Origin of the sequence: Pseudomonas sp. GV047 (genome assembly GCF_003058245.1) — a bacterium.
Taxonomy (GTDB): domain Bacteria; phylum Pseudomonadota; class Gammaproteobacteria; order Pseudomonadales; family Pseudomonadaceae; genus Aquipseudomonas; species Aquipseudomonas marginalis.
On sequence record NZ_QCWA01000005.1, the window covers coordinates 481272 to 499970 of the forward strand.

Annotated in this window: 18 protein-coding genes; 14 read left to right on the forward strand and 4 right to left on the reverse strand. The window is 62.5% G+C overall.

The window, feature by feature from the left end; all coding sequences use genetic code 11:
- Window positions 1-9 precede the first annotated feature (9 nt).
- Together C8K58_RS15920 and C8K58_RS15925 are read right to left on the reverse strand one after the other, a co-directional pair.
- Window positions 10-978 carry a cytochrome-c peroxidase gene (locus tag C8K58_RS15920; RefSeq protein ID WP_108573920.1) on the reverse strand — a complete coding sequence of 323 codons (969 nt, stop codon included), beginning with the start codon at window positions 976-978 and terminating at the stop codon, window positions 10-12.
- Window positions 979-1003: 25 nt separating this feature from the next.
- Complete coding sequence (locus C8K58_RS15925) at window positions 1004-2878, reverse strand: bifunctional diguanylate cyclase/phosphodiesterase (protein WP_027604621.1); 1875 nt, start codon at window positions 2876-2878, stop codon at window positions 1004-1006.
- A 219-nt stretch (window positions 2879-3097) separates the two neighbouring features.
- On the opposite strand from C8K58_RS15925, the gene C8K58_RS15930 reads away from it, so the two are divergent.
- From C8K58_RS15930 to C8K58_RS15940, 3 genes are read left to right on the forward strand one after another with little or no spacing between them, the layout of a single operon-like run.
- Window positions 3098-4414, forward strand: a complete 1317-nt coding sequence (locus C8K58_RS15930; protein WP_092356312.1) for an HD domain-containing phosphohydrolase — start codon at window positions 3098-3100, stop codon at window positions 4412-4414.
- Window positions 4415-4446: 32 nt separating this feature from the next.
- On the forward strand, window positions 4447-4860 hold the full coding sequence (locus tag C8K58_RS15935; RefSeq protein ID WP_027604619.1) for an NUDIX domain-containing protein: 414 nt from the start codon (window positions 4447-4449) through the stop codon (window positions 4858-4860).
- Window positions 4861-4865: 5 nt separating this feature from the next.
- Window positions 4866-5372 (forward strand): GNAT family N-acetyltransferase, encoded by a 507-nt coding sequence (locus tag C8K58_RS15940; protein ID WP_108573921.1) that lies wholly within the window; start codon window positions 4866-4868, stop codon window positions 5370-5372.
- Window positions 5373-5396: 24 nt separating this feature from the next.
- On the opposite strand, the gene metR is transcribed toward C8K58_RS15940, so the two are convergent.
- Window positions 5397-6314: a transcriptional regulator MetR gene (gene metR, locus C8K58_RS15945; RefSeq protein WP_027604617.1), complete on the reverse strand. Its 918-nt coding sequence runs from the start codon at window positions 6312-6314 to the stop codon at window positions 5397-5399.
- A 182-nt stretch (window positions 6315-6496) separates the two neighbouring features.
- Here metR and C8K58_RS15950 point away from each other — a divergent pair, with 182 nt between their 5' ends.
- From C8K58_RS15950 to C8K58_RS15970, 5 genes are all read left to right on the forward strand, one after another.
- A complete protein-coding gene (locus tag C8K58_RS15950; RefSeq protein ID WP_108573922.1) occupies window positions 6497-7516 on the forward strand; it encodes an alpha/beta fold hydrolase in 1020 nt (339 codons plus the stop codon).
- 55 nt (window positions 7517-7571) lie between these two features.
- Window positions 7572-8225, forward strand: coding sequence for a DsbA family oxidoreductase (locus tag C8K58_RS15955; protein ID WP_027604615.1), 654 nt, complete (start codon window positions 7572-7574; stop codon window positions 8223-8225).
- A 188-nt stretch (window positions 8226-8413) separates the two neighbouring features.
- Window positions 8414-9334 (forward strand): arginase, encoded by a 921-nt coding sequence (locus tag C8K58_RS15960; RefSeq protein WP_027604614.1) that lies wholly within the window; start codon window positions 8414-8416, stop codon window positions 9332-9334.
- Window positions 9331-9711 (forward strand): transporter, encoded by a 381-nt coding sequence (locus C8K58_RS15965; RefSeq protein ID WP_027604613.1) that lies wholly within the window; start codon window positions 9331-9333, stop codon window positions 9709-9711. Before C8K58_RS15960 ends, C8K58_RS15965 begins: the two co-directional genes overlap by 4 nt.
- The gene (locus C8K58_RS15970) at window positions 9708-10112 is read left to right on the forward strand and encodes an EamA family transporter (RefSeq protein WP_027604612.1); all 405 of its coding nucleotides are present in this window, start codon (window positions 9708-9710) and stop codon (window positions 10110-10112) included. The genes C8K58_RS15965 and C8K58_RS15970 overlap by 4 nt, the downstream gene beginning before the upstream one ends.
- Window positions 10113-10163: 51 nt before the next feature.
- On the opposite strand, the gene C8K58_RS15975 is transcribed toward C8K58_RS15970, so the two are convergent.
- The gene (locus C8K58_RS15975; RefSeq protein WP_108573923.1) at window positions 10164-10934 is read right to left on the reverse strand and encodes a MipA/OmpV family protein; all 771 of its coding nucleotides are present in this window, start codon (window positions 10932-10934) and stop codon (window positions 10164-10166) included.
- A 226-nt stretch (window positions 10935-11160) separates the two neighbouring features.
- On the opposite strand from C8K58_RS15975, the gene C8K58_RS15980 reads away from it, so the two are divergent.
- The 6 genes from C8K58_RS15980 (at window position 11161) to C8K58_RS16005 (ending at window position 18598) form a co-directional block, all read left to right on the forward strand.
- On the forward strand, window positions 11161-11865 hold the full coding sequence (locus tag C8K58_RS15980) for an MtnX-like HAD-IB family phosphatase (protein ID WP_027604610.1): 705 nt from the start codon (window positions 11161-11163) through the stop codon (window positions 11863-11865).
- Entirely contained in the window at window positions 11858-13252 is a 1395-nt protein-coding gene (locus C8K58_RS15985; RefSeq protein ID WP_027604609.1) for an aspartate aminotransferase family protein, read from the forward strand. Before C8K58_RS15980 ends, C8K58_RS15985 begins: the two co-directional genes overlap by 8 nt.
- Window positions 13249-14187: a carboxylesterase gene (locus tag C8K58_RS15990; RefSeq protein ID WP_108573924.1), complete on the forward strand. Its 939-nt coding sequence runs from the start codon at window positions 13249-13251 to the stop codon at window positions 14185-14187. The genes C8K58_RS15985 and C8K58_RS15990 overlap by 4 nt, the downstream gene beginning before the upstream one ends.
- A 130-nt stretch (window positions 14188-14317) precedes the next feature.
- The gene (locus C8K58_RS15995) at window positions 14318-15442 is read left to right on the forward strand and encodes a GNAT family N-acetyltransferase (RefSeq protein WP_098480931.1); all 1125 of its coding nucleotides are present in this window, start codon (window positions 14318-14320) and stop codon (window positions 15440-15442) included.
- The gene (locus C8K58_RS16000) at window positions 15442-17211 is read left to right on the forward strand and encodes a HAMP domain-containing sensor histidine kinase (protein ID WP_092356323.1); all 1770 of its coding nucleotides are present in this window, start codon (window positions 15442-15444) and stop codon (window positions 17209-17211) included. The genes C8K58_RS15995 and C8K58_RS16000 overlap by 1 nt, the downstream gene beginning before the upstream one ends.
- On the forward strand, window positions 17201-18598 hold the full coding sequence (locus C8K58_RS16005; RefSeq protein ID WP_027604606.1) for a sigma-54 dependent transcriptional regulator: 1398 nt from the start codon (window positions 17201-17203) through the stop codon (window positions 18596-18598). The genes C8K58_RS16000 and C8K58_RS16005 overlap by 11 nt, the downstream gene beginning before the upstream one ends.
- Window positions 18599-18699: the final 101 nt, after the last annotated feature.

An 18699-nucleotide genomic window follows, 5' to 3' on the forward strand; every position in this document is an offset into this window, starting at 1 on the left:
ACGGTCTGCTCATAAAGGCTTGCCTTTCCATTCGCCGGTCAGGGTCTTGAGAAACTGGATGATCAGGTCTTTATCCTCCTGTGAAGGATTGCGCCCCAGTTGGAACTTGAACATCACGTCGACGGCTTCTTCCAGGGTCTTGGCCGAGGCATCGTGAAAATACGGGGCCGTGACCGCGACGTTACGCAGGCTGGGGACCTTGAACACGTGCCGGTCTTCCTCATCCTTGGTCAGCAGGTAGCGCCCCAGGTCCGACTCGACGAGGTTGCCGCGGGCCTTGAAGTAGTCGCCTATCACGCCGAATTTCTGGAACATGTTGCCGCCGATGTTGATGCCCTGGTGACAGGCGATGCAACCGTAATCCTTGAAGCGCTGGTAGCCGTACTTTTCCTGGATCGTGAGGATTTCCGTGTTGCCCAGCAGGTACTGGTCAAACCGTGAGTTGGGCGTCAGCAGCGTGCGTTCATAGGTGGCCAGGGCGTTTTGCACATTGGCGGCGGTGACGCCATCGGGGTAGGCCTGCTTGAACGCCGCCTGGTAGGCGGGCAGGGCGGTCAGGTTCTGCACCACCGTGTTCCAGTCGCTGCCCATTTCCACCGGGCTGATGACCACTTGCTCGACCTGCGCTTCCAGGGTGTCCACCCGGCCATTCCAGAACTGTTTGAAGTTCAGGCTGGCGTTGAAGACCGACGGTGTATTGATCTCCACGGGTTTGCCGTCGAAACCCAGGGAGAAGGGCCTGGTGTCGGCGCCCCCGGATTCGAGGTGATGGCAACTGGCGCACGACAGCGTGTTGTTCACTGACAGGCGCGGCTCATTGAACAGCTGGCGGCCCAGTTCGACCTTGGCCGCATCGAGGTGCGGCACCGGCGGCAGGGGCTTGAGCGCTTCGTCCAGCGGCGCGGCCGTCACGGTCGTCCCCAGGCACAGCCCCAACGCGAGGATGGAGCCGAAACGGTAGGTTGAAACGTCGCTCAAGCGAGCACTCCTTGCAGGCATAGGGCTATTGGTCGGGCATCAGTGTGGGGCTGCCCACCTGCAGCAACTGGGCGAAATCCTTCGCAGGCACGGCCTTGCTGAACAGAAAGCCCTGGCCTTCTTCACAGTGCTGGGCTCTCAGGAAGTTCAGCTGTTCGAGGGTCTCCACCCCTTCGGCGATGATGTTCAGCTCCAGGCTCTTGCCCATGCCGATGATAGCGCTGATCAGCTGCGCGTCCTGGCTATTTTCGTGCAGCCCGCGCACGAATGATTGGTCGATCTTCAGCACATCGATGGGAAAGCGTCGCAGGTAGCTGAGGCTGGAGTAGCCGGTGCCGAAATCATCCAGGGCCAGGCGCACGCCCATGGCCTTGATCCGGTTCAGGATATCGACCGTCTCGTCGACATTCTGCATCAGCACGCTTTCGGTGATTTCCAGCTCCAGCTGGTTGGGCGGCAGGCCGGTCTGCTTGAGGATGGCGGCCAGGTTGTCGACAAACTCCCGCTGGCGGAAGTCGATGGCCGAGATGTTCACCGAGATGCGCAGCGGCGCCAGGCCCATGGTGCGCCAGGCCTGTGCCTGTTCGCAGGCGTGGCGCAGCACCCACTGGGTCAAGGGCACGATCAGCCCGCTGTCTTCGGCCACCGGAATGAAGTCGGCCGGGTGGACCCAGCCCGAGCGCGGTTGAAACCAGCGGATCAGCGCCTCTGCGCCGAGGATCCGCCCGGTTTCCAGGTCCAGCTTGGGCTGGTAGTGCAGCGCAAACTCATCGTGCTCCAGGGCCTGGCGGATCGCGCTTTCCAGGTTCTGCTGGTGCCGGGCGCGCAGGTTCATGTCTTCGGTGTAGAAACTCAGGTCGTCGGGGCCACGCTCCTTGGTGGTGTGCATGGCGGTTTCGGCGTGCTTGATCAGTTCCACCGCAGTGCTGCTGTCGTTCGGGTAGATGCTGATTCCGAGGCTGGCGGTAACGCTCAGGTCGTGCCCCGCGACATGCCGGGTAACGCTGATGGCCTGGAGCACCTTCTGGGCGATGTGCTGGGTTTGCTGGGGATGCTGGACATCATTGAGCAGGATCACAAACTCGTCCGAACCATAGCGAAACACCGAGTCCGACTCACGCACGGCCGCCACCAGGCTTTGGCTGACCTGCTGAAGCACCTCATCCCCCACCGGATAACCCAGGGCGTTGTTGATGCGCTTGAAGCGGTCGAGGCCGATAAACATCACCGCCAGTTGCGTGTCATGGCGCCGGCCCAGGGCAATGGCCTGGGTCAGGCGGTCGCCCAGCAGCGTGCTGTTGGGCAGCTCCGTGAGCGCGTCGTATTGCAGCAGGTGCGAGACTTTCAGCAACTCCTGCACGCGTTCCTCAATCGTGCGTTCGAGCCCGATCACCTTGAGGGCGGCATCCTGGGCGAGCTGCCATTTCCACGTAAGGGCGCTGGCCATCTGGCGGATTTCCAGGTGGTCGAAGGGCTTCTTCAGGATCAGCAACTGGTCGTTGTACTTCAATCGCGCCTCGATCGCTTCAAAGGAATAGTCGGAATAGGCGGTGCACAGGGCGATCTGCAGGTTGGGATCGACGTTCCACAACTGCTCGATGGTTTGCAGGCCGTCCCAGCCGGGCGGCATGCGCATGTCGATGAACGCCATGGCGTAGGGGGCGTTGGTTGCCAGGGCCCGATTCACCAGCTCCAGGGCTTCCTGGCCCTGATAGGCGGAATCCAGGATAAACGCCTGGCGAGGGACGGTGGGGGTGCCGAACAGGGTTTGCTCAAGGGTATCCAGGGAGGGCTCGGCGTCGGCGTCGGCGCAGAGGATCTTGCGAAAGTCCAGGTGGATGGACGTGACATCATCGACGATCAGGATGCGACGGTTGGCCCGCCCTGCGTTCGGGTTCATAGTGCGCGCCTTATCTGCAAACGGTTCGACGGCATAACCATTCCTTCCTTGGTTCCATGGCTGAGCGGGGCGCAGACCTGCCGTGACAGTGTAGTCGAGGTCCCTTGAATTCGGCGGCCAGTTGGCGTCAAATCAACTCCGCGCCTTAAGCGAGGGAAGATGGCTTGGCACACGGTTTCAAATCAGCTCAATTCAGTTCAATGTGAAGGCGCAGCAGGCATGGATGAACAACTTGCGACGAAACCCACTATTTTGCTGGTCGACGATGAAGAGTCGATTCTCAACAGCTTGCGTCGCCTGTTGCGCGGCCAACCCTTTGATGTCGTGCTCGCGGGCAGCGGCGCCCAGGCCCTGGAGATCATGGCCGCCCAGCCCATCGACCTGGTGATGAGCGATGCGCGCATGCCCGGCATGGACGGCGCGCAGCTGCTGGCCGAGGTTCATCGCCTTTATCCCGCCACCAGTCGCATCCTGCTCACCGGCTACGCCGACCTGCCGACGATCATCAAGGCGATCAACGAAGGGGCGATTCACCGCTATATCGGCAAACCCTGGAACGACGACGAACTGAAGCTGATCCTGCAGCAGGCCCTGGAATTTCAGCGGCTGGAACGCCTGGCCCATCAGCAGAACGACCAGCTCAAGCTGTTGAACGCGACCCTGGAAAAGCGCGTGGCAGCACGCACCAGTGAGTTGCAACAGACCGCCGACATGCTCGACCTGGCCTACGACGAGCTCAAGCGCAGCTACGTGACCGGCACCGAAGTGTTTTCGTTGCTGGCCAACCTGCGCCTGCCCAAGAACAAACAGACCAACCGTGCACTGATCGAACTGGTGCGGGTGTACTGCACCGCCCAGTCCATAGACGAAGCCAGCGCCCGCGACATGGCCATGGCCGCCGCGCTGTACAACATCGGCAAGCTGAGCTGGAGCGACAGCATGTTGATCGAGCCCGCCGACAAGCTGCACAGCACCGATCGCGAGCGCTACCGTGGCTATCCGGCCCAGAGCGAATCACTGCTGATGACCCTGGAGCCGATGAAGGATGCGGCGCGGATCATCCGTCATCACCAGGAACGCTGGGACGGCAGTGGTTTTCCCGACCACCTCAAGGGCGATGCGATTCCGTTCGGTTCACGCCTGCTGAAACTGGCGGTGGACTTCATCGAGTTGCAGAAAGGCCTGATCCTTGAGCGGCACCTGAACAGCGATGAAGCGCTGTTGTATATCCGCAAGTATGCCGGGCGCCTCTACGATCCGGACCTGGTCGAGGACTTCATCCTGGCGTGCGCTGCGTTTCTCAGTGACGTGACCCTGGGCGATCCGACCGTCAAGGTGCTCACCACCCGTGAGCTGGAAGACGGCATGGTCCTGGCGCGTAACCTCAACGCCGATAACGGCATGTTGCTGCTCAATGCCGGCAAGGTGCTGAACCTGCCGCTGGTGGACAAGCTGATTGCGTTCGAGGCGATGGAAGGCGCCAAGTACAGCGTGTTCATCAAGGAGCCGGACGAGAGCGAAGGGGTGCTCCATTAATTTTCATTGTTTGAGTTCAAGGTTTTCAGTTCATGCCTAGCACTATCCGTATCGCCGCTGCCCTGCTGATCGGCAGCGACGGCCACACCTTGCTGGTGCGCAAGCGCGGCACCCAGGCCTTTATGCAACCCGGTGGCAAGATCGACGCCGGTGAGCAGCCCGTCGAGGCGCTGGCCCGCGAGCTGTACGAAGAGCTGAACCTGCGCATCGAGCCCGGCGACGCGGTCTACCTGGGTCACTTCTCGGCCCCCGCGGCCAACGAACCGGGGTTTACCGTGGACGCTGAATTGTTCCAGGTGCAGATCGATGTTCCGGTCAGCCCGGCCGCTGAAATCGAAGAGGTGCGCTGGATCGACCCGGCCGGTGATGGCGGCCTGGTGCTGGCGCCCTTGACCCGTGACCTGATCCTGCCGTTTTACCGCGCGTCACTGACCACGCCGGCCTGACGCGAATGAGCGTGCGTGCGCTGGGGGCCAGCGATGCCGAGGCTTATCGGGCGTTGATGCTGGAAGCTTACGGCGCCTATCCCCAGGCGTTCACTTCCAGTGTGGCCGAGCGTGGGGCGATGCCGTTGAGCTGGTGGGAAAAACGCCTGGAGAGTCCGCTGGATCGTTTGCTCGGCGCGTACGTCGGGGATGAGCTGGCCGGCATCGTCGGCCTGGCCTTCGAGCCTCGGGAGAAGGCGCGGCACAAAGTGACCCTGTTCGGCATGTACGTGACCCAGGCGCACCAGCACAAAGGCCTGGGCCGGCGATTGGTCGAGGCCGCGCTGGATGAAGCGCGCCAATATCCGCGCCTGAAAGTGATCCAACTGACCGTCACCGCCGGCAACGATGCAGCGTTTGCGCTGTACCGCCGCTGCGGGTTTATCCAGTACGGCCTGGAACCGTTGGCGGTGAGGGTGGGTGTGGACTACTTCGACAAAATCTACATGTGGCGCGAACTCAACGCTGACTGAGAGCCAATGTGGGAGGGTGTTGTTTCAGCGCACCGCGCTCACGCCGTCCAGCGTTGAAAACGACGTGTCCTTGGCCGTCAGCAAAAAATCGCGCATATACGGTGCATCCAGCATATCCGCACGAATCCCCGCATACAGCGTCGCAAACAAGCCTTTCTCGCCCAGGCGCTTGGCCTTCACGTAGCCGCGCGAGCTGTATTCATGCAGGGCCCAATGGGGCATGCCGCACACGCCGCGACCGCTGGCGACCAGTTGCATCATCATCACCGTCAGTTCCGAAGTGCGCACCTGGGCCGGTTCCACGTCGGCCGGTTCCAGGAAGCGGGTGAAGATGTCCAGGCGGTCACGCTCCACCGGGTACGTGATCAGGGTTTCGCTCAGCAGGTCTTCGGGCACGATGTACGCCTTGTTCGCCAGCGCGTGCTGGTTGGCCACGGCGAGCATGGCTTCGTAGGTGAACAGCGGTACATAGGTGATGCCCGGCAGCTCCAGCGGGTCGGACGTCACCACCAGGTCCAGGTCGCCACGGGCCAGGGCCGGCAGCGGCGCGAACGCAAAGCCCGAGGCCAGGTCCAGCTCGACTTCCGGCCAGGCATCGCGGAACTGGTCGATGGTCGGCATCAGCCACTGGAAACAACTGTGGCACTCGATCGCCATGTGCAGGCGTCCGGCGGTGCCACCGGCCAGGCGCGCGATATCGCGCTCGGCACCGCGCAGCAGGGGCAGGGTGGCGTCGGCCAGTTGCAGCAGGCGCAGGCCGGCGCTGGTGAAGCGCACGGGTTTGGTCTTGCGCACGAACAGCGGCATGCCCAGGCGCTCTTCCAGCTCCTTGAACTGGTGGGACAGTGCCGATTGCGTCAGGTGCAGGCGCTCGGCGGCCTCCACCAGGCTGTCGGCCTCGCGCAAGGCGTGCAGGGTCTTGAGGTGACGGATCTCGAGCACGGGCTCTCCATGAAGACAATTTGTGACGAAGCGGAATAGCGTGAGTTTGTCTCATGTTGCAAGCTGTGTCGACCACGACCGCCGGGCACTCTTCATCAAACTGTCATGGAACTGTGGCAGCGCCCTTGAACAAACTTCATCAGACTCGCGCTCTACTGGGGTTCTGCGTTTCGGTGTTTTTCATGCGCGTGTTGCTTTTACTGGCCGCTCTACTGTTCGGCCTGCCGTCTTTTGCGGCGTCTCGATGTGATGTCAATGTCCCGACCCAAACGGTCGACCTGGTCCAGGTGAGCATCGCCTACCAGAGTATCGGCCGTGCGTCCGACCCGGCCTTGCTGCTGGTGATGGGCCTGGGCGGGCAACTGATCCACTGGCCCGACGAAGTCGTCGTTGCCCTGTGCCAGCAGGGTTTCCGGGTGATCCGCTATGACAACCGCGATGTCGGCCTCTCCACCTGGCGCCAGGCGCCGGCGAGCGCCAACCTGACCTTTGAAGTGCTGCGCTACAAGCTCGGCCTGCCGGTATCGGCGCCGTACACGCTGACGGATATGGCCGATGACGCCCTGGGCTTGATGGACGCCTTGCAGATCCAGCAATTCCACGTACTGGGCGCAAGCATGGGCGGCATGATCGCCCAGCACCTGGCGGCGATGGCGCCGCAGCGCGTGGAAAGCCTGACCCTGGTCATGACCAGCTCCGGCGCCGAAGGCTTGCCGGCCCCGAATGCGGCGCTGGTGCAGTTATTGTCGCGACGCAGTGCGCCGAATCGTGAAGTGGCGCTGGAGCAGCAGGCGGATTTGCTCGCGGCGCTGGGCAGCCCGACGGTGAAGGACGATCGCGAGGTGTTGCTGCACCAGGCGGCGCTGTCCTATGACCGCGCCTTCAACCCGGACGGCGTGAAGCGCCAGATCATGGCGATCCTCGCCGAACCCAGCCGTGTGCCGCTGCTCAACCAGCTGCGCGTGCCGACACTGGTGGTCCACGGCACCGCCGACCCTTTGCTGCCGGTGATGCACGGCGTGCACCTGGCGGCGCATATCCAGGGCAGCCAGTTGAAGTTGATTCCCGGCATGGCCCATCGTTTCCAGGAAGCGTTCAAGGTGCCGCTGCTGACGGCGGTGCTGCCGTACCTGCAGGCTCATCGTGAAGATGCCGCGCATTGGGCGCAGATCGATCCGGTCGGGCCTTCGAAGCTGCTGTGACATTGGTGTATCGTGCACCCTTTACGGCGTATTGAAGCCTGCGAGGTTGCCTGTCATGAGTACTCCCCTGAAAATCGATTTCGTCAGCGACGTGTCCTGCCCCTGGTGCATCATCGGCCTGCGCGGCCTGACCGAAGCCCTCGACCAGCTTGGCAGCGAGGTGCAGGCCGAGATCCATTTCCAGCCGTTCGAACTGAACCCGAACATGCCCGCCGAAGGGCAAAATATCGTCGAGCATATCACCGAGAAATACGGCTCCAGCGCCGAAGAGTCCCAGGCCAATCGTGCGCGTATCCGCGACATGGGCGCCGAGCTGGGCTTTGCCTTCCGCACCGACGGCCAGAGCCGTATCTACAACACCTTCGACGCACACCGCCTGCTGCATTGGGCCGGGCTCGAGGGCTTGCAGTACAACCTCAAGGAGGCGTTGTTCAAGGCCTACTTCAGCGATGGCCAGGACCCTTCCGATCACGCCACCCTGGCGATCATCGCCGAAAGCGTCGGCCTGGATATAAAGCGCGCCGCCGAGATTCTCGCCAGCGATGAATACGCCGCCGAAGTCCGCGAGCAAGAGCAGTTGTGGACCTCCCGTGGGGTGACGTCGGTGCCGACCATCGTGTTCAACGACCAGTACGCCGTCAGCGGTGGCCAGCCGGCGGAAGCCTTTGTGGGGGCGATTCGCCAGATCATCAGCGAAGCTAAAAACTAAAATCGAACACTGATCCAAATGTGGGAGGGGGCTTGCCCCCGATAGCGGTGGCACATTCAACATCTTTGTTGACTGACACTCTGCTATCGGGAGCAAGCCCCCTCTCACATTTGTTTCTCATTGTCCTTGAGGTAAACGCTGGCCCGCCCCTTGCATCGCCCCCCTAAAGCCATAGGGGAAACATGACCTTGAATATTCTCGACCTCGACCACAGCCTCACCGGTCAGGCACCGATTGCCCGGCGTCTGGCCAGTGGCCGTGCCACGCGTATCGACCTGCTGGACCTGGGCCCGAAGCTGCGCCTGTGGTCCACCGAAAAAACCTGGAAGCGCTTCGCCGAGCGCCTGGCCCGGCGGCCCCGGCCCACGGATGCGCGCCCGGAAATCCTGTTCGTCGGCTCCGGCGATTATCACCACCTGACGCCGGCGTTTCTGGCCGACCTGAAAGAACCCATCAGCCTGATCCACTTCGACAACCACCCAGACTGGGTGCGCTTTGCGCCCAAGCGTCACTGTGGCTCGTGGGTCAACCGCGCATTGAACATGCCGGCGATCAAACGCATCGTCACCCTCGGCCCGTGCAGCGATGACCTGCATAACCCGCAACTGCGTGGCGGCAACCTCGGAGCCCTCAAGCGCGGGCGCCTGCAACTGTTCCCCTGGCAGCACCCGCCGTCGAAAGTCTGGGGCCGGGTCGGCGATGGCGCCGGCCACCAGCAGCAGGAAAACCACCTGCACTGGCGCAACCTGGCGGAGCTGGACTGGCCGGCGTTTCTCGAGCAGATGATCGGCAGCCTGCCCACCGAAGCGATCTGGATCACCATCGACAAAGACGTGCTCGCCAGTGAAGACGCCGCCACCAACTGGGACCAGGGCGGCATGCGCCTGACCCACCTGCTGCAAGCCCTGCGCGCATTGGCGGCGCGCAAGCGCATCATCGGCATCGACGTGTGCGGCGAGTTCGCCACGCCGGCGTTCAGCAACGCGTTCAAGCGTTGGGAAGCCAAGTCCGACCAGCCGCCCGCGGAGCGCTGGAGCCCGGAGGATCTGCAGCGCAACGCCGCCACCAATGAAGCCCTGATCGACCTGTTTGAGGAGCTGTTCCCGTGACCTTGACTGTGGTGTTGCTGGTGGCCTTTTCCATCGTGCTCGATGTGATCGGTCAACTGTGTTTCAAGCTCGGTCTGGACCGTTTACCGGAGCTGGAGGGCGGCTTTCGCCTGAATGCGTTCTGGGGCCAGGTGTTCAATGCGCCGTTGCTGTGGGCGGGGATCGCGGCCTATGTGATCGAGTTTTTCGTGTGGCTTGAAGCGCTGTCTCGTGCGCCGTTGAGCCTGTTATTCCCAGCGGCGGCCCTGGCCTATTGCGGTGTGGTGCTGGCCGGCAAGGTGGTACTGGGCGAAACCGTCAGCCGCCGCCGTTGGCTGGGCACGCTGGTGATTACCTTGGGTGTGATGCTGGTAGCGATTGCTGGGAGTCAGGCATGAGTACGCAAACGATGCATACCGGTTGGTTGCATGGGCGCCTCGGCACGGTGGTGCTGTGGGCCTTGCTGATCTGCACCGAGAGTGCCGGGCAGCTGTTTACCAAGGTTGCAGGGGACCAGCTGGGGCAGATGGATTTCAACTGGCAGTGGTTGTCCGAGGTGGCGCGCAACCCGGGAATCCTGGCGGCGATTGCCTGCTACATCGGCGCGTTTTTCGTGTGGATGCTGATCCTGCGGCGCAGCAGCCTGTCCCTGGCGTTTCCCCTGAGTTCACTGGTGTTTGTGGTGGTGTTGCTCGGTTCGTGGCTGGGGCTGGGGGAACATATCAGCCCGCTGCATTGGGTGGGCGTTGCGGTGATTATCGGCGGAATCGCGCTGTTGGCCGAGGGCGAGGAAAACTGAAACACGGACCCATGTGGGAGGGGGCTTGCTCCCACATGTTGTCCGAAGTGATCAATCGAACCTGTAGCTGATCGCCGTCTGCACCTGGCCCTGGTTCACGTCGCCCGTCTCCTTGACGATGCTGCTGTTGGCCGCCGAGCCCACCAGGTGGATCCAGCTGGCGCTGGTCAGCAGCGACCAGTGGGAGGCCAGGGGGAACTCGAAGCTCTGGGTCAGCGTGAGGTTCTGGAAACCGCCGCTGGCGTTGTAGGGGCGAATGCCGGAGGCCGCGGATTCATTGGCGTCTACCCCGAAATAGGTTTGAGTCTGGCGCGCATCGGCGAAATCCGCCGCCAGGCCGCTGCTGCCGATAATCCCGCCTCCCAGTGGGTAGCCCAGCTCGCCGCCGACCTTGCCCAGCGCACCGCTCTGCGAGTGCCCGCCGCCCACGGCCTGGCCCATCCGGGCGTACACGCGCCAGAAGTCGGCCGGCGCGTATTGGATGAAACCGCCCACTTCCGCCATGTCCGACACATTGCGCAGGCCTTGCAGCTCGCCGTTGGAAGTACGCCCCTGCAGGTAGTTGATGTAGGGGCCGGCGGTAAAACCGTTGGTGTTCAGGGCGCTCCAGGTCAGGCCGTCATCGGTGCTCAGGCTGACAGGGCCCCAGTCCAGGTCCAGGTAGGGCACGGGGCGGGTTTCGTAGCGGCTGCCGGTGGGGTCGTGGGGTTGATAACTGAGGCCCGCGCCGACTTCACCGGTGATCGGGGATGCCAGGGCGGGGTCGGCAATGCCCCACAGCCCCAGTAAACCGGCGAATACAGCGCAAGTGAGTTTGAGCATGGAGCAGGTTCCTTATGTGGACATGCGCGCATGAACGCGCGAAGGGCATCCCTTGCGCAAGCACTCATCTTGTTTGTAGCGAGCTACAAAAATTGTAGCTTGCACGACACATATCTCCACCGCTAACGCCAGAACCCCCAGCCCGGCTGGGCTTCAGCCAGTTGGCACACTCCCTGCTCTACCCCTTGGGCAAGCGCACACAGCGCGCTCCTCAAGGTAAACGCAGATGATCCACTGGCATATCGTGTGTGACTTCGACGGGACCATTACCCCCACCGATGTCATCGACAACGTCCTCCAACGCTTCGCCGGCCCCGAGTGGGAAACCATCGAACAGGAATGGCTGGATGGGCATATCGGTTCCCGCGAATGCCTGAGCCGTCAACTGGCGCTGATCAAGGCCACCCCAAGTGAACTGCTGGCGTATTTCGACAGTGTCGAGATCGACCCGGATTTTCCCGACTTCGTCGATCACGTGCTCGGCCTGGGCGCTTCCCTCGAAGTGGTCAGCGACGGCATCGAACAGGGGATTGCGCGGATCCTGTCGCGCAACTACGTGACCTTGCTGCCGATCCTTGCCAACCGCCTGCGCCAGGTCGACCAGAACAGCTGGCGCATCGACTTCCCGTATGCCAGCGATGCCTGCCGCGCCGCGTCCGGCAACTGCAAGTGCAAATCCACCCCGCGCAACAAGCGCGTGCTGGTGATCGGCGACGGCAAGTCGGACATGTGCGTGGCCTCCACCGCCGACTTCGTGTTCGCCAAAGGCAGCCTCGCCCAGTACTGCGCAGCCAACAACATCCCTCACGCGCGCTTCGACACCTTCGCCGAAGTGCCTGCGTTGCTGGCCCGCCTGCCTCAGGGCATCGCTGCCAACGCCACCACCTTCAATACCTCTTCTGACAATCAGGAACTCTTCCACCATGTCTGATATCCGCATCGCTACCGCCGAAGACCAGATCCTTCTGGATAAAGAAGCCAAGTATTGCTCCTACGGCGACACCGTTCACTACATCGAGCCACCGCGTATTTTCAGCCGTTGCGAAGGCTCCTACGTGTGGGACACCGAAGACCAGGCCTACCTCGACCTGCAAATGTGGTACTCGGCCGTCAACTTCGGCTACGCCAACCCGCGCCTGAACAACGCGCTGAAACAGCAGATCGACACCCTGCCGCAAATCGCCAGCCAGTACCTGCACAAAGGCAAGATCGAGCTGTCGGAAATGATCGCGGTGGACGCCAAGAAGAAATTCGGCCTCGACGGTCGCGTGCACTTCAACGTCGGCGGCTCGCAGTCGATCGAAGACTCCCTGAAAGTGGTGCGTAACGCCACCAACGGCAAAAGCCTGATGTTCGCCTTCGAAGGCGGCTATCACGGCCGGACCCTCGGCGCCTCGTCGATCACCTCCAGTTACCGCTACCGTCGCCGCTACGGCCACTTCGGCGAGCGTGCGCAGTTCATCCCGTTCCCGTACCACTTCCGCGGGCCTAAAGGCATGACCAAGGAAGAGTACGGCAGCCACTGCGTGCAGCAATTCGCACGCCTGTTCGAGACCGAATACAACGGCGTGTGGGACCCGAAAGTCGGCCAGAGTGAATACGCCGCGTTCTACGTCGAGCCGATCCAGGGCACCGGCGGCTACGTGATCCCGCCGATGAACTTCTATCGCGAACTCAAGCATGTGTTGGATCAGCACGGCATCCTGATGGTGTCCGACGAAATCCAGATGGGCTTCTACCGCACCGGCAAACTCTGGTCCATCGAACACTTTGACGTCCAACCGGACGTGATCGTCTTCGGCAAGGCGCTGACCAACGGCCTCAACCCACTGGGCGGTATCTGGGCCCGTGAAGAGTTGATCAACCCGAAGATCTTCCCGCCAGGTTCGACCCACTCCACGTTCGCCTCCAACCCATTGGGCACGGCGGTGGGCCTGGAAATGTTCAAGATGACCAACGAAGTCGACTACGGCGCGATGGTCATGGCCAAGGGCAAATTCTTCCTCGAAGGCCTGCAGGACCTGCAGAAACGTTTCCCGATCATCGGCGACGTCGACGGCCTGGGCCTGGCCCTGCGCTGCGAAATCTGCGGCCCGGACGGCTTCACGCCGGACAAGGCGACCCTGGACTACATGGTCGAAGAAGGCATGAAAGGCGACATGGTCGTCGATGGCCGCAAACTCGGCCTGATCCTCGACGTGGGCGGCTACTACAAAAACGTGATCACCCTGGCACCGTCCCTGGAAATCAGCTACCCGGAAATCGAACTGGGCCTGAAGCTGCTCGAGCAACTGCTGGTACGGGCGACCCAACGGTGAGCGCCGCCGGGATCGACCTCGGTGAAGGCAGCGCCGGTTTCGTTCTCGGTGAAGGTCCGGTCGGGATCCTGTTGATCCACGGCCTGACCGGCACCCCGACGGAACTGCGCCAGGTCGCCAAGGGCCTGGCCAAGGCGGGTAACTGCACGGTGTACGTGCCCACCCTGGCCGGGCACTGTGGTGACAACAGCGACCTGCAGGCCACCGGCTGGCTGGACTGGTACGAGGGCGTGCGCAAGACCTTCGTGCAGGTCAGGCAACGCCACGAGCAGGTGTTTGTCGGTGGCTTGTCCATGGGCGCGGTGATGTCGATGTACGTGGCTGCCGAGCACCCTGGGCAAGTTGCCGGGCTGTTGATGTATTCGACCACCCTCAAGTACGACGGCTGGAGCATCAACAAGCTGGCATTCCTCACGCCGTTGCTGATGAAGATTCCGTTCGGCGTGCACATCTGCCGCTTCGAAGAGAAGCCGCCCTACGGCATCAAGAACGAACGCCTGCGGGCAATCGTCGAGCGGCAGATGAAGGAAGGGCAGAGCAGCGAAGCCGGTTTGCTGACCATGGAAGGCATCACGGTGCGCGAATTGCACCGCATGAACGCCGTGGTCAGGAAACGCATGCCCAAGGTCAAGGTGCCGGCCCTGGTGCTGCATTCCCTCGAAGACGACATCACCAGCCGCTGGAACGCCGATTACGTGGAGCGTCACCTGGGCGGCCCGGTGACCAAGATCCTGCTGGACAACTGCTACCACATGATCACCGTCGACCTGCAATACCGCCGGGTCATCGAGTTGAGTGCCGACTTTGTCGAACGGCACACCGCGTTTGTGGACGCCGGCTTACTGGGTGGTGAGCGGGCTTGCTGTGGTGAGCGGGCTTGCCCCGCGCTGGGCGGCGAAGCCGCCCCATCACTGACACTGCATGCGTCCAGTTAGAACTGAGGTGCCTGGGTTTGGGGCTGCTTCGCAGCCCGGCGCGGGGCAAGCCCGCTCACCACAGCAAGCCAGCTCACCACAATGAGCCGCTCACCACAGCAAGCTCGCCAGCCATAACAAGGGAAACGATGTGATCACCACCCAAGCCTTCCCGACCATCCGGGCCCTCCAGCGTAGCGCCTGGAACGACTGTTTTCCCGGTGCCCTGGAAGACTGGGACTATTACGTCGCCGTGGAAAACGCCGCCATCGATGATTTCCAATGGCGCTACCTGGCGGTTTATGACAACGGAACGCTGGTGGCCGTGGCTGCCGCGTTCATCACCCATTATCGCCTCGACACCACGGTGTCGGGCGCCGGCAAGCGTTTGGCCGAACGTGTGGAGCGGCTGTGGCCGGGTGTTTTGCAATTGGGCCTGTATGCCATTGGCTCCCCGGTGGCCGAGCGTTGCGACGCCGGGGTGGCCAGTGGCGTGCCCGAGTCGCGTCGCCCGTTGTTGCTCAAACACTTGCTGGAGGCCGCGCGCCAGGATGCCGATGATTTCGGTATCGGCCTGCTGGCGGTCAAGGATGCACCCAGCCAGGACCCCCATTGGCTCGACAGTTGCCGGGTGGCGGGTTTTCAAAGCATGCCGGGCTTGCCCACCGGGGTGTTGCCGCTGCCGTACGGCTCGGTGGACGCCTACCTCGGCTCGCTGGGCAAATCCACCCGCAAGGACTTGCGCCGCAAGCTGCGTGCACCTGGACCGCGGGTGGAGTGGCGCGGCAATATCGACGACGTGCTGCCCGAGGTCATGCGCCTGTATGAGGCCACGCTGACGCGCGCCGAGTTGCAGTTCGAACGCCTGCCTGCCGGCTATTTCACCGGCGTGCTGGAACGCCTTGGCGATCGCGCCGTCTGTGTTCTTTACTGGGTCGACGAGCAGTTGGTGGCGTTCAACCTGCTGCTGCTGGACGAGCACCGGCTGGTGGACAAGTTTTTCGCCCATGACGTTGCGTTCAGCCGTGACTACAACCTGTACTTCCGCAGCTGGCTGACCAACGTCGACTACTGTATTCAACACAATATTGCGGTGTATGAGTGCGGCCAGGCCGGGTATGCCAGTAAGCTGCGCCTGGGTTGCGAGTTCCAGGGCAACAGTGTGTTTTTCCGCCACCGCAACCGGCTGGTCAACGGCCTGCTCACGCTTGTAAAACTGTTTATTCGACCGGATCGTTCCGACCCTGCCATGGCTGCTGCGATAAGCGAAACCTGATGATCACCAAGACCCGCCAGAAAGCCCGCCCCTTTGCCATTTCGCGCTGGAGCGTCCAGCGCAAGCTGGTGCTGGCGTTCTGGCTGGTCAGCGTGATTCCCACCATGATCGCGGCGGAGCTGGCGGCGACCACGCTGTCGCAGATTTTCGACAGCAACGTGCGCATCTGGCTGCAGGAATCAACCAAGATCGTCAAGGACGAGATCGGCGACATCCTTCACGACAACGCGCGCATGGCCAAGCTGTTCCTGCGCTACACCAGCCCGCCCTCGAGCCGGCAGGCGGCCAAGCATGACCGGCTGACCGCGGACATCGCCGATGCCACTGACATCGACGTGGTGGCGCTGATCCGCACCAGCGATCAAAAGGTGGTGTTCAGCACGGCTTCCGATGACATCGTCAAACAGATCAGCCTGACCAGCAACGCGGTGCTGCAGACCGTGCAAGTGGCAGGGGTGAGCACCGGGATTGTGGTCTCGACCTTCGAAACCAGCCAGGACGGCGTCGACTACCGCCTGTTGGTGGCGACCTACCTGGACAGCAGCTTTCTCACCAGCGTGGCCGATGTGCATTCCCTCGACCTGCGCCTGTACCTGGCCAACCCCGAGGGGTTCTCGGAGATATTTTCGACCCAGCGCTTCGTGGACCATCCTGCGCGCATTCCGAAAAGTGTCGAGACCGCGATGCGCAGTACCAAGCAGCCCAGCGAGCAGTTCACCAACAGCTACAGCGGGCTGTACTGGCCGATCTTCAATGACGCCGGTGACCTCCAAGGCGTGATTTTCAGCGGCCTGCTGCGCCATACCAGCCTGGTGGGGCTGGTGAACCAGAGCAATCTGTTCGTGCTGATTTTCCTGCTCAGCTCGGCGCTGTCCCTGGCGGCGGGGGTGCTGGTGTCTCGGCGCCTGACCAAGCCGTTGCGGGACTTGTCCGAAGGCGTGGGCGCGGTGATCTCAGGCAACTACACGCACCGCGTGCTGGTCAGTGGCGGCGATGAACTGGCGCAATTGAGCAGCACCTTCAACCATATGACCGAGCGCCTGGGCGAGCTGCACCACCTCGAGGCCCAACTGCGCCGGCGCGATCGCCTGCATGCCCTGGGTGAAGTCGCCATGGGCCTGGCCCATGAGATCCGTAACCCGTTGGGCATCATCAAGACGGCCACCCAGTTGTTGCACCGCCGCGTTGACCTGCCGGACGCCGACAAGCGCCACCTGGAATATGTGATCAGCGAAGTCAGCCGCATCAATGACTTGATCACCGAGTTCCTCGACTTTGCCAAACCCAACCCACCGTTGCGCGTGCTGCAGCCGGCCCGTCCGCTGGTGGAGGAGATCCTGGGCTTCTGCGCGCCGGAACTGGCCAGCCATAACATCGACGCGCAGATCGACGACCAGGCGCCGGGGGCGACGATCTACGCCGATGCCAAGCAACTCAAGCAGGCCTGCCTCAACCTGATTCTCAACGCCATCGATGCCATGCCTGAAGGCGGGCGCCTGACCCTGGGCATCCGCAGCGAGGGCGACAACACCGTCATCGCCATCGCCGACACCGGCCAGGGCATCGCGCCGGAGATGATCGAGCGTATCTTTACGCCATTCGTCACCACCAAGGCCTCGGGCACGGGCCTGGGCCTGGCCAAAGTCTATTCGATCATGGAAAGTCACGACGGCAGCATCGAATGCGCCAGCGAAAACGATGCCGGCGCCACCTTCAGCCTGTACATTCCAGCGACAGGCGAAGACGACGAGGACAGTCATGACGCATAACATTCTGGTAGTCGACGACGAACCCAAGCTCTGCGACCTGCTGGCGTCGGCCCTGGGCCAGAACAGCGTGCAGGTGTTCATTGCGGGCAACGGCCTGCATGCACTCAAGGTGCTGGAACAGGAAGACATCGACCTGGTGATCAGTGACTGGCGCATGCCGGGCATGGACGGGCCGGCCTTGTTGGCCGAGATCAAGGTGCGTTATCCCCACGTGCCGGTGATCGTGATGACCGCCTACAGCACGGTGAAAAACGCCGTGCAGTCGATGCGCAACGGTGCCTACGACTACATTGCCAAACCGTTCGATATCGACGAGCTGGACATCACCGTGGCCAAGGCCCTGCAGTTTCGCGACATCATGCGCGACAACGCGCGCCTGCGCGCCGAGCTGGATGAGCAGGCGCAGTTCGACAGCCTGGTGGGCGACAGCCCGGCGTTTCGCAAAGTGTTGCAGGCGGTGGATTCGGTGCGCGACAGCAGCACCACCATCCTGCTGACCGGCGAAAGCGGCACCGGCAAGGAAATGGTCGCCCGCGCCATCCACAAGCACGGCAGCCGTGCCGACAAGCCGTTTGTGGCGGTCAACTGCGCGGCGATCCCCGAAGGGTTGCTGGAAAGCGAAATGTTCGGCCATCGCAAGGGCGCGTTTACCGGCGCCGTGTCTGACCGGGTCGGGCGCTTCCAGCAGGCCGACAAGGGCACGCTGTTTCTCGATGAAGTGGGCGATATGCCCCTGGCCTTGCAGGCCAAGATCCTGCGCGCCTTGCAGGAGCGGGTGATCGAGCCGGTGGGCGACCCCCGCGAGCGCAAGGTGGATGTGCGGGTGATCGCGGCCACCAACAAGAACCTGCTGGAGGCGGTGGCTAACAAGGAGTTTCGCGAAGACCTGTATTACCGCCTCAATGTGTTCCCGATCCCGCTGCCGGCCCTGCGTGAGCGTGTGGAAGACATCGCGCCCCTGGCCCGCCACTTTGCCCGGACCCTCAGCGCCACTGCCGGCAAGCGGATTACCGGCTTCAGCCCTGAGGCGTTGCAGGCCATGGCCGCGTATCACTGGCCGGGCAATATCCGTGAGCTGCAAAACTGTGTGGAGCGCGCGACCATCGTGGCCGCCACGCCTGTGATCGAAGACATTGATTTACCGGGTTATCTGTTTGCTTCCAAACCCAGCGAAGGCGGCGTGACCGCGATCCTCAGCGAAGGGCCGGGGATTCCCCAGGACCTGGATGCGGCGCTGGCGGAGGTGGAGAAAGCCTACATCCTGGCCGCCTTGCAGGAGAGCAACGGCGTGCAGGCTGCGGCGGCGGCGAAGATAGGAATTTCCGAGAGAAGCTTCTGGTATCGGTTGAAGAAGCTGGGCATCCAGGTCGACAAAATAGTCCGCTGACACGCCTCGATTAAAAGTGTGGGAGGGGGCTTGCCCCGATGGCAGTGGGTCAGTTAAAGATAAGGTGACTGATACACCGCTATCGGGGGCAAGCCCCCTCC

Excerpts from the sequence above, each read along its gene's own strand:
- C8K58_RS15975 (WP_108573923.1), bottom strand. The coding sequence starts at position 10,934 with ATGCTCAAACTCACTTGCGCTGTATTCGCCGGTTTACTGGGGCTGTGG.
- C8K58_RS15970 (WP_027604612.1), top strand. The coding sequence starts at position 9,708 with ATGAGTACGCAAACGATGCATACCGGTTGGTTGCATGGGCGCCTCGGC.
- C8K58_RS16005 (WP_027604606.1), top strand. The coding sequence starts at position 17,201 with ATGACGCATAACATTCTGGTAGTCGACGACGAACCCAAGCTCTGCGAC.
- C8K58_RS15955 (WP_027604615.1), top strand. The coding sequence starts at position 7,572 with ATGAGTACTCCCCTGAAAATCGATTTCGTCAGCGACGTGTCCTGCCCC.
- C8K58_RS15940 (WP_108573921.1), top strand. The coding sequence starts at position 4,866 with ATGAGCGTGCGTGCGCTGGGGGCCAGCGATGCCGAGGCTTATCGGGCG.
- C8K58_RS15935 (WP_027604619.1), top strand. The coding sequence starts at position 4,447 with ATGCCTAGCACTATCCGTATCGCCGCTGCCCTGCTGATCGGCAGCGAC.
- C8K58_RS15930 (WP_092356312.1), top strand. The coding sequence starts at position 3,098 with ATGGATGAACAACTTGCGACGAAACCCACTATTTTGCTGGTCGACGAT.
- C8K58_RS15985 (WP_027604609.1), top strand. The coding sequence starts at position 11,858 with ATGTCTGATATCCGCATCGCTACCGCCGAAGACCAGATCCTTCTGGAT.
- C8K58_RS15980 (WP_027604610.1), top strand. The coding sequence starts at position 11,161 with ATGATCCACTGGCATATCGTGTGTGACTTCGACGGGACCATTACCCCC.
- C8K58_RS15925 (WP_027604621.1), bottom strand. The coding sequence starts at position 2,878 with ATGAACCCGAACGCAGGGCGGGCCAACCGTCGCATCCTGATCGTCGAT.
- C8K58_RS16000 (WP_092356323.1), top strand. The coding sequence starts at position 15,442 with ATGATCACCAAGACCCGCCAGAAAGCCCGCCCCTTTGCCATTTCGCGC.
- C8K58_RS15950 (WP_108573922.1), top strand. The coding sequence starts at position 6,497 with ATGCGCGTGTTGCTTTTACTGGCCGCTCTACTGTTCGGCCTGCCGTCT.